Annotated in this window: 8 protein-coding genes; 6 read left to right on the top strand and 2 right to left on the bottom strand. The window is 61.9% G+C overall.

The genetic code is table 11. From position 1 onward, the window contains the following. Nucleotides 1–120 precede the first annotated feature (120 nt). From BMX78_RS22240 to BMX78_RS22225, 4 genes are read left to right on the top strand one after another with little or no spacing between them, the layout of a single operon-like run. Complete coding sequence (locus tag BMX78_RS22240) at nt 121–930, top strand: enoyl-CoA hydratase/isomerase family protein (protein WP_091424711.1); 810 nt, start codon at nt 121–123, stop codon at nt 928–930. 16 nt (nt 931–946) lie between these two features. Then, nucleotides 947–2,167, top strand: coding sequence for a CaiB/BaiF CoA transferase family protein (locus tag BMX78_RS22235; protein WP_170850925.1), 1,221 nt, complete (start codon nt 947–949; stop codon nt 2,165–2,167). Continuing rightward, nucleotides 2,164–3,591 (top strand): alpha/beta hydrolase fold domain-containing protein, encoded by a 1,428-nt coding sequence (locus BMX78_RS22230; RefSeq protein WP_091424706.1) that lies wholly within the window; start codon nt 2,164–2,166, stop codon nt 3,589–3,591. Before BMX78_RS22235 ends, BMX78_RS22230 begins: the two co-directional genes overlap by 4 nt. Nucleotides 3,592–3,621: 30 nt before the next feature. Beyond that, nucleotides 3,622–4,689, top strand: a complete 1,068-nt coding sequence (locus tag BMX78_RS22225; RefSeq protein WP_091424704.1) for a flavin reductase — start codon at nt 3,622–3,624, stop codon at nt 4,687–4,689. 743 nt (nt 4,690–5,432) lie between these two features. Here BMX78_RS22225 and BMX78_RS23900 read toward each other — a convergent pair. Next, nucleotides 5,433–5,882 (bottom strand): hypothetical protein, encoded by a 450-nt coding sequence (locus BMX78_RS23900; protein ID WP_502686320.1) that lies wholly within the window; start codon nt 5,880–5,882, stop codon nt 5,433–5,435. A 786-nt stretch (nt 5,883–6,668) separates the two neighbouring features. Here BMX78_RS23900 and dctP point away from each other — a divergent pair. Next, nucleotides 6,669–7,766, top strand: a complete 1,098-nt coding sequence (gene dctP, locus BMX78_RS22215; RefSeq protein ID WP_170850924.1) for a TRAP transporter substrate-binding protein DctP — start codon at nt 6,669–6,671, stop codon at nt 7,764–7,766. Nucleotides 7,767–7,947: 181 nt separating this feature from the next. Beyond that, the gene (locus tag BMX78_RS22210; protein ID WP_170850923.1) at nt 7,948–8,514 is read left to right on the top strand and encodes a cupin domain-containing protein; all 567 of its coding nucleotides are present in this window, start codon (nt 7,948–7,950) and stop codon (nt 8,512–8,514) included. Nucleotides 8,515–8,950: 436 nt separating this feature from the next. Here BMX78_RS22210 and BMX78_RS23895 read toward each other — a convergent pair whose 3' ends face one another. Then, nucleotides 8,951–9,241, bottom strand: a complete 291-nt coding sequence (locus BMX78_RS23895) for a transposase (protein WP_502686321.1) — start codon at nt 9,239–9,241, stop codon at nt 8,951–8,953. Nucleotides 9,242–9,588 lie beyond the last annotated feature (347 nt).

The raw sequence follows: 9,588 nt of genomic DNA, 5'->3' as shown, positions 1-9,588 counted from the left end.
AGTTAGTGTCATGAGCCGTTCCAGTCTGCAGCACCGTTCCGCGGTGGATTCTGGGAACGCTCTGCACCCGCGTGCGCCGCGGGCAGCCATATCTATGCTCAATGGAGAGAGGAACATGACATGTCGGTGAGTGGTACGACAGTCCGGTCGGATGAGCAGCTTCGACTTTCGCGGCACGGGTCTGTGCTTTTGATCGAGTTGGTGCGGGACGGTAACCGTAATGCTTTGACGACTGAGATGAAGCTTGCACTGAGTGAAGCGCTCGTTGAGGCTTCCAGGCCTGAGGTTCGCTGTGTAGTGATCACGGGAACCGGTAAGGCGTTTTGTGCCGGGGGCGATGTTAAGGGCATGCATGAGCTGCAGTCTCCGGATGCGGCGGACAAGGCGATGCGTCAATTGCACGAGACTATCGTTTTGCCTTTGCTGCGGCTTGCTAAGCCGACGATTGCGGCGGTTAATGCTGTGGCGGCCGGGGCTGGTGTGGGTTTGGCTCTTGCCTGCGATTTCCGTGTGGTGTCGAGGGAGGCGGATTTCGTTTTGGCTTTCAGCCGTATTGGGCTTGTGCCCGATTTCGGAGTGTCATACACGTTGCCGCGCCTGGTGGGTGCGGCGAGGGCCAAGGAACTTGCCTTTATCAAGGGGCGGTTGACGGCCGAGGAAGCCAGCCAGTGGGGACTTGTTACTGAGCTTTGCGCGCCGGAGGCTGTCCTGGGACGTGCGATGGAACTTGCCAGGCAACTTGCCGCTGGTCCGACTGTTGCGCTGGGTCTGACCAAGCGGATGCTTGATGAGAGTTTGTCCTCGAGCGTCCACGAGGCGTTGCAGCTTGAGGCTGAGAGCCAGCGTGATGCGTGGTCAACGAAGGATCACGAGCTCGCCCGTAACGCGTTCATCCAGAAGAACGACATGCCGTCTTTTCAAGGTCGATGAAGGGTACTCCAGAGAAATGCCGAACGAAATGATTCAAGGTCCGCTGGCCGGACACCGTGTGCTGGACTTCACACAGCTGATCGCGGGTCCCTCGGCCGGTGTGATGCTCGCAGATCTCGGGGCCGAGGTGATCAAGATCGAACGCCCGGAGGGTGAACTGGGGCGGCGTGTGGGTCCGGAAGTGGGGATTCCCGCTATTTTCGCCGCGTATAACCGCGGCAAGCGTGCGCTTGCGGTAGACATCAGAACCCCCGAGGGTCGCGAGATCATCGAAAGGCTTATCGCGACCAGTGACGTTCTTTTGCAGAACTTCCGGCCCGGGGTGATGGATCGGCTCGGTTTCGGTTATGAGGCGGTAAAGGCATTGAATCCCCGTATCGTCTACACGTCGTTGTCCGGGTATAACCCGGACGGTGCTGGAAGGAACTTGCCAGGCACTGACGCGGTATTGCAGGCCCAGTCCGGCCTGATGGCGATAACGGGGCCTGAGGAAGGCGAGCCGTATAAGGTCGGTATCCAGGTCGTTGATGCGGCCACCGGGCTTGCCATTGGCCAGGCTATCCTCGCTGCCCTGCTCCAGCGCACCTCTACGGGGGTGGGTGCTCACCTGCGTCTGTCACTGTTCGAGGTGGCGACCTATGTGCAGAGTTCTGCGTTCGCGATCGCTTCGCGTTTTGGTGAAGAGGTTGAACGTGGGGGCAACACTGCTGGTGCTCTGGGTGCTCCGACGGATATGTTCCGCGTCGCTGACGGATATTTGCAGGTGGTCGCTTACTATCCGGATCAGTGGAGGAAGCTGTGTGACCTCCTGGCGATTCCCGAGGTCCATGACGACCCTCGTTTCGTCACCAATGCGGATCGAATCGCCCATAAGAAAGAACTCAAGGACGTTCTCGCGCCGATCTTTGCCCGGAAGGGGCGGGCGGAGTGGGCGAAGCTGCTGGGTGAAGCGGGCATCATTGCCGGGCCGGTGCGCTCCCACCTGGAGATCGTCGGTGACGCTGAACTGCGCGGTTACGGAGATTTTGCCTGGGTTGATAACGACATGACCGAGCCGCACTGGCTGCCGTCGACACCGTACCGTTCCAGCGCGTGGGATCGGGTCGCCTCATACCGCCCGCCGCGGCTGGGGGAAGACACGCTGGAACTTCTGGACGAAATCGGGTTCGCGCCTGAAGAAGCTCAGGCGCTCCAGGAGCGGAATATCATTTACGCACCGAGCAAGGAGAGTGTATGAGCCCTCGAGTGTTCGCCAGCATTGACGAGTTCGCATCTCAGGTCGGCAATGACCTCGGAAGCGCCGACGGGCCCGTCATAACGCAGGCAATGATTGATGAATTTGCCGCCTTGACGGGCAGCGACGACTGGATTCACACCGACCCTGTCCGGGCAGAAAGCAGCCGGTTCGGCGGGACGCTCGTCCACGCCGACCTTGTCTTGTCGATGATCCCGCGCCTGATTGACCGGATATTCAAGGTGGAGGGCGTAACCCTCGGGCTGATCTACGGCAGTGAACGGGTGCGGATCACGCGCCCGATCCCGGTCAATTCGCGGCTGCGGCTCCACGCTTCGATGCTCGACGCGACCGATAAAGGCGACGGCACACGCGTGACGCTGAAGATTGTCGTAACCCTTGATGATCTCGATCAGCCCGTGGTCATCGCCGAGCCGGTGTACTGGTACTCGAATGCTCCAGAACACGGGCAGGAAGTTGCAGAACCTGCCCACGCCGACACCGCCGTTCTGGTCGACCGCGTAGTGACGATGTTCCAAGAAGCGATACCTTCCGAGCGCGGAGCGACCCTGGAAGACCAGCGCGAAGGATTTGAGGCGGTCCTGGCCCAGCTGCCCATCCGGCACGAGGCATCCATCACTGCAGCGACTTACGGCGGGGTAGACGGGTACTGGGTACAAGCGGCCGGTGCTTCAGAGCACCGGATTGGTGTCATGCTGCACGGCGGCGGGTACGTCATGGGTTCGGCGAAGGGGTACTGCGCGTTTGCCGCCGAGGTGTCCCGGGCAATCGACGCGCGGGTCTTCGTGGTCGAGTACCGGCTCGCGCCGGAGCACCCGTTCCCGGCAGCCGTCCAGGATGCCCGAAACGTGCTTGCCGCGGCGATCAATGAAGTCGGACCGCGGGCATGCTTCGTCATTGGAGACTCCGCGGGTGGGGGCCTGATACTGAGCTCTCTCGTGGAATTACACCGCGTCGGGACACCCGTTCCCTCAAGCATCGTCCTGGTCTCGCCGCTCGTTGACCTAACGGTCAGCAACCCCAGCTACCAAGAGCTGGCAGGCATCGACCCGCTCTGCGCGCAAACGGGTACCCGCCGGAACGCGGCACTCTACCTCGATGGTCGGGGACCGGAAGAGGCTCCGGCAGCGTTTCCCATGCTGGTGGATCTTAGCTGGCTGCCGCCCACGCTGTTGCTCGTGGGAAGCAGGGAAGTCCTTCGGGACGACTCGCGGAACCTGGCCGCTAAGCTCCGCCGCGAAGGCGTGCATGTCGAGTACAAAGAGTACGCCGACATGGTGCACGTCTGGCCTCTGTTCTCATCGTTCCTGCCCCAGGGGCAGCAGGCACTGGACGAGATCGGTGCGTTCGTGAGGACGCAAGTATCTGGCCAGTTATCCCCAACTAGTCAGTCCTCCGAAGCGTGATTCGAATCGCTTCACGACGAAAGGTATCTCATGGGAAACGAAGCGCCGGCAATCGCCGGAGATCTCTTTAGGAACGTCCTCGGTCACTATCCCACCGGGGTCTCCATCGTTACCGCCGACGTTCCCGGCAGTGGGCCTGTGGGCATGGTGGTGGGCACCTTCAACTCTTTGAGCCTGGACCCGCCCCTGGTCTCGTTCATGCCCGCGAAGTCATCAACGAGCTGGCCAAAGATCCAATCATCGGGTTCGTTTTGCGTGAACGTGTTAGGTGCCAGCCAAGGAGAACTGAGTCGTCAGTTCTCCGCCCGCGACGGGAAGAAGTTCGAGGGTGCTGACTGGCGGCCGGCCCCGACCGGATCCCCCATTTTGAGCGGCGTGACCGCATGGGTCGACTGCACGATCGAGCAGGTCTTCGACTCGGGCGATCACGAGATCGTGGTCGGCCGGGTAATTGACCTCAACGTTGAGTCCGACGAGTTGCCAATGACGTTCCTGCGTGGCCGCTTTGGGCAGGTGCACCTGCCGGACCCGTCACCAGGAAAGGGTGCGGGTGCAACCGCAGCGGATGACTCCTCGGCCAAACTCGCCGAAGAAGTCGCCGAATTGCTGGGCCTGAACGCCTTCGAGGCACGTGCCTGGGCCGAGACCCGTGAGCAGGTCATAGAGCGGTTGCTGGTCGGGTTTCTTGAAGTTCTACTCAAACGCTTCGACGAGCGGGTCGATGCGGCGCAAACTCCAGAAGCACAACTCGAGGCACTGGTAAGAGTGTCACTGGACACCCTGCGCGAGTACGCCGCCGCGGCGATCATGTTTCAAAGCGAACGAGCAAGCCTCACTCTCGGCGCGTCAAAGCAGCTCAAGGGACTGGAGGAGGACTTCCGTAACCGTTGGACAGCGGTAATCCACCATGGCATGAGCAGCGGAACGTTCTACGACGCCGATCCAAGAATGGCCCAGCAGTTCATCTGCGACTCGTTGTTCTCAATCGCCCGGTGGTTCCGTGACGGAGGCCGCCTGGACCGCTCCGAGGTCGAGGACGCGTTCACCACATTCGCACTCAACGTCGTGCGCCCCTCAGGCCCTCGTTCGATTTCCTAATCGGCCGCAGGATACAACGGAGGAAATGAACGAGAACTTCCTTTTCCAATAAACCTTAAAGACGGATGAGTTCACGCGTGACGTGATCGCGCTGGCCCAGCAGGGCGGCGTCACACAGCTGCAGATCGCGGAGGACTTCAGAGTCTCCAAGTCAGCGTTGGCGACCTGGCTGCAGAAGGCCGAAGTCCACGAGCGTGGTCTTGTGCGGCGTCGCCTGGCGGTACAGCGGATGATGCGGCGGCGTTACGGGAAGCTACTCAAACGGATCTGCCTGCTCGAGCAGGAGGCCGCGGCGATGCGGCGCGCCGTGACGTGTCTCTCGCAAGCACAACCCCCCAAAAGATGTACCCGCTGGTCCGTGACCTTGCCGCGAAAGGCGCCCCGTTCCGGGTGCCCGTCGTGGTGGCCTGCCGGGTGCTCGCCTTCTCGAAGCAGTGCTACCACAAATGGGTGGCAAATCCGTCTCGGACCGTGACTGGGACGAAGCACACATGATCAACGCGGCGTTCGACGCACATGTCGACGACCCACGTTCGGCTTCCGGCTGATATGTAGGTGGTTTTGTCAGAGGGCGTTCTGAGGCTGCGCCCTTAGATGTTGAGCCTCGGGTGCTGCTGGGGGCTGGAGCGGTGCCGCAAATCTCAAGTCAGGGGTCGCACAAATGTTTCCGTTCGTGTTACTCATAGCCGGCAAGCGGGTCACTCCACATGTCTGTCGTCTCACCCGGGCCGGGCGATCAGCTGTCAGAGGGGTTGTTCGGCAAGGCCCGTGGCGGGCGTTCGGCCGGTTTCGGGCCTAACCGGGGCCTTCAAAGCCATTTCCCGGCGCTGCTGCGGACGTCCCTTGCTGATGCGGTGCAAAAACGGCTTCCACGCCGATCTGCCGCCCGGCGCCGCCCACGTCACCAGCAGATTTCCCAGATCCAACCCGTGCCGCGCCTGATGCTGGAAAAACGAGCTCCAACGTCTTCCAGCGTGACCCGGCGCCAGTCCAGCCCCCGGTACGTAAGGAAGACGAAGAAGTCCTTCAAATCGTGCGCATACGCCTTCACCGTGTTCGGCGATCCATCGACCGCGCTCAGCACTTTCCGAAATGGATACACCGGAGATCACCATGTCCACCACGGCAATCAAAACGGCCAAACGTTCCTGCCGGACATCGAAGACGCGGCTCGGAAGACTGGAGATAAGCACCGGGTTTGTGGACCAGTTCTGACGCCAGTGCGCGACGGGGAAGCGGCAGAACCCGAGCCGGCTGGTAGAGGGTAAGTCGACACGCGAAATTCGACGCCTCCTCAAGCGCTACATCGCCAGTCAGATTCATCGCCAGATCAACGCAACGATTGAGTCCCACTAGTTGACACGAACCATAGAAGGGTCGTGCGCTCGTGTCTGTGAATAGCTTCGATCGGTTTTCACTGAGCCATCGCGCGGTGGCTCACCAACGTCCATGGCGAGGACAACCCAGCCGAATACTCCACCACTCCAGGGGTGGCCTCCGCTGCGGGACGGTCGACAGCTCACAGTGCCCCCGACCCGTGCACTTCACCCTCCAGGAACACTAGCGGGTTCCTGCCGTCAATGCTTCCGAAAGGCACCGAGCTCACGCGCTGGAGCGCGGACGACCTCGCCGCCGTCGCATCCCTCGTGAGTCTAGTGCGTCCGCTGACTTCGTATTCACCACCCTTGACATCGTATTCAGTAGCGGTCTAGCATCCAGGATGACGCACGTCACAGTGCTCGCATCCTTCACCCGGAGGTTGCGTGGGCAAAGAAGCCCAGCCGCTGGCGTTCTGATCGGACCTCGATCATCTCGTCGCGATTTCTTCCGGAGTACTAGAGAGGTAGAACCATATGCACCTGCGAAAGACGAGGAGCTGCCTCGGCTTGATCGCCACGGCCGGACTGGCATTGACGTTGAGTGCGTGCGGGGGGTCGGGTGGAGAGCGTACCACTGGGTCTCTCGACGAGATGGAAAAGGTGACGCTCTCGTTCCACGTCGCGGCCCCTGCAGCGCATCCGACGGGCGTCGCCGTGCAGGGATTCGTGGACGAGGTCGCCGAGAAGACGAACGGGAAGGTGACGATCGAACCCTACTTCTCAGGCTCCCTGCTGCCCGACACCGAGGACCTGAAAGGTGTCGAGACGGGTGTCGCGGACATGGGCGTGATCTTCGCGACGCGCCATCCCGAGGAGCTGCCGGTCGTCAACTGGTTCACCGGAATGCAGTCGCTCCGTTCCAGCGCCACCCCTCACGGCTTTCTCCAGGGGAGCGCTGCGTTGCAGCACACTTTCACCACGTCCGAAGCCATCCGGGAGGAGGCAGAGGGCCACAACCTCGTGCTCCTGGGCGGGCACAACTCGGCCACGAACGTCGGAATGATCTGCAATAAGGCCATCACCTCTGCTGCGGACGCGCAGGGTGTCAGGGCCCGTGTCGGTGGGCCAGTCTGGTCGGCCGAGGCGGTGTCCATGGGCTTCGCACCCGTGACGCTGCCGAGCGGAGGTGTCTATGAGGCACTTCAGCGCGGCGTGATCGACTGCAACATGGCGGACCCCACGACAGTCGCCGCGTTGGGATTGTGGGAGGTGGCGAAGTACTACCACCCCGTCGACGCCAGTGCTGCGGCGTCCACGCTGGTGGCTGTCAACAAGGACACGTGGGACAGCCTGCCCGCCCAAGTCCACGAGATCATGGAGACCGCGATGGTCAACTACGTCGGACGTGCGCTCACGGCCGGGCTCGATGGCTACAAGGCCTTCGCCAAGGGCGCTGAGGACCAGGGCGTCACGATCGTCGATGCGCGTCCGCTGAACGAGGTGCTGCACAAGCACCAGCAAAACCACGTCGAGAAGGAGCTCATCGAGTCCGCGCCCTCGGCTGTCACCGATCCTGAGGCGTTCATCGCGGAGTGGCGGTCAACCCTGGAGAAGGCCATGGATGTGGCTGTCGAAAACGTGGGGACAGAGCCGGCGGATGAATCGCAGTCTCCGGAGGAGATCCTCGAGGGCTACAGCAAGGGTGCCGACAAGGTAGACCTGCCCCGCTTCTTGACTGCGCTAGGCACCCTGAAGTGACCAGCGGTGGCCGGCCGACTGCGGGACCTGCGGGAAGCGCAATCGGTCGGCCACCTCGCTGGCCTGCCCGGACCGTTCGTCACGGCGGTTCGCAGGCTGCCGTCATCACGGACCAAGAGTCCGAGACACGAACGGTGTCACGTGACGATGATCTACCTACTACTTCTTGGAGGAAACACAGGTGTTTGAATCATTCAGAGCCGTCATCACCGAGGTGGACGAGGCCGGGGTCTCGACCTTTCGAACCGTCGACACGGTGGAGCCGATCCACGTGCGGACACCGCTGACGGAGACCAAGGAACGCACGGGGACCCTGTGGCAGATCTGGGGTACGCCCGATGGAGGTGCCAGCCTGCTCGACCCGGCTGTTCCCGTCCGATCTCCCGGTTTCCCAGGTCCTGGAGGGACCCGGTTCTCGGTCTTCTCCATCCCACCTGATTCCTGGGCCACCGATCGGTCGGATGGCACGACGGCCTCTGGAGACCATCTCGGCATCGCGAACTCGCACGAGGTCGATCCAGAGACTGGCGACGCGGCCTTCCATGCGACGGCTTCGATCGACTACCTGTGCGTCATCAAGGGAGAGCTGGTGCTGGAGCTGGACGAGGGTCGGCGCGAGACGCTGACGCCTGGGACCTGCGTGGTGCAGCGAGGCACTAACCACGCTTGGCGAAATCTTGGCACGGAGCCCGCGGTCCTGGTGTCCATTCTTGTCGGAGCGCATCGCGAGGCGACGCCCGCACCGTAGGACCGAGACGACACATCGTCACGGATGCGTCGTCTCCGGTCAGGCTGCGCGAGCAGGCGACCCGATCCCAGCGTTCTTACTCAGCTGGTCCCGGCCATCTGAACGCCGCATCGCCACGGTGGTGGCGATGCGGCGTGTGGGGGTTCGCGAGCAGATGCATCCGGGGAGGTGCATCGTGCCAGGATCACGGTCGTGTGTGGCCCTTGATTCCACGCACGGAGAACAGGCCAATGACACGCTCCGAAACACCCATGCAGTGCGTCGCCGCCTCCGGATTCTTCGGTGGGAGCGTGGAGGTCTGCTGTAACTCAGCGCGACACCGAGGAGCGCTCACGGGACGCTCGACGTCTGCCTCTGGCCCAGCCGGAGGCAGACATCGCAGCGATCCCGGCGGGTGCCACACATCACGAGCGGTCGACGGAACGATGATCGGACCCTACGTTTGAACTGCCAGGAAAACAGTCGTTCTTAGCCTGCGGGTAGTGGGGCGAGGATGGGTTCGCAGCCGAGGCATTCCATCCGCCGCAGCAGGGGCTGTTTGGATCGTTCGGTGTCGGTGCGGTCGTAATGTTCGATGCCGGGGGGCTGCTTTCAGATGCGCATTTCCAGGCCGGGTGTGGGCGGATTTGATATGCCCGGCGGACTCGTTACGCCCGGGACGTACTCCGGCCTGGGACGCCAGTTGTCTGCCGGTGGGGAACACACTTATGAGGGAAAAAGGTTCCATCACATCATTAATGCGCGTCTCCAACTCGGCAAGGGTGACGGTGATCTGGTGGATCCGGTCCAAGTGCAGATTTGACGCACCCAGGTGCTTCGCGCGCTCCCTCATGACGTATCGTCCGCCGTTTGACATCGTATGCAGAAGTCTTGACATCGTATCCAGGCCGCCTTATCGTCTAGTGATCGGGATCACCACGTTGAGGATCCTCTGTCAGAGTCGACAAAACCCGAAGGATGCCCCGAATGTTCCAACGTGTCTCCGCCCGATGCGCATCTTGCAGCTTTCCTGCCGCATCCGGCTCCGTGATTTCGCTGTCCGCGGCGACGAACCAGGTGGGATGAGTGGTGAGC

The sequence above is a fragment of the Arthrobacter sp. OV608 genome (assembly GCA_900110595.1).
Taxonomy (GTDB): domain Bacteria; phylum Actinomycetota; class Actinomycetes; order Actinomycetales; family Micrococcaceae; genus Arthrobacter.
Note: the sequence above shows the minus strand (reverse complement) of the source record. Positions and strands in the feature narration are given on the sequence as shown.

What these genes read in the sequence shown, in the direction of transcription:
- BMX78_RS22240 (WP_091424711.1), top strand. Translation starts at nt 121, where the DNA reads ATGTCGGTGAGTGGTACGACAGTCCGGTCGGATGAGCAGCTTCGACTT.
- BMX78_RS22235 (WP_170850925.1), top strand. Translation starts at nt 947, where the DNA reads ATGCCGAACGAAATGATTCAAGGTCCGCTGGCCGGACACCGTGTGCTG.
- BMX78_RS22230 (WP_091424706.1), top strand. Translation starts at nt 2,164, where the DNA reads ATGAGCCCTCGAGTGTTCGCCAGCATTGACGAGTTCGCATCTCAGGTC.
- BMX78_RS22225 (WP_091424704.1), top strand. Translation starts at nt 3,622, where the DNA reads ATGGGAAACGAAGCGCCGGCAATCGCCGGAGATCTCTTTAGGAACGTC.
- BMX78_RS23895 (WP_502686321.1), bottom strand. Translation starts at nt 9,241, where the DNA reads ATGGAACCTTTTTCCCTCATAAGTGTGTTCCCCACCGGCAGACAACTG.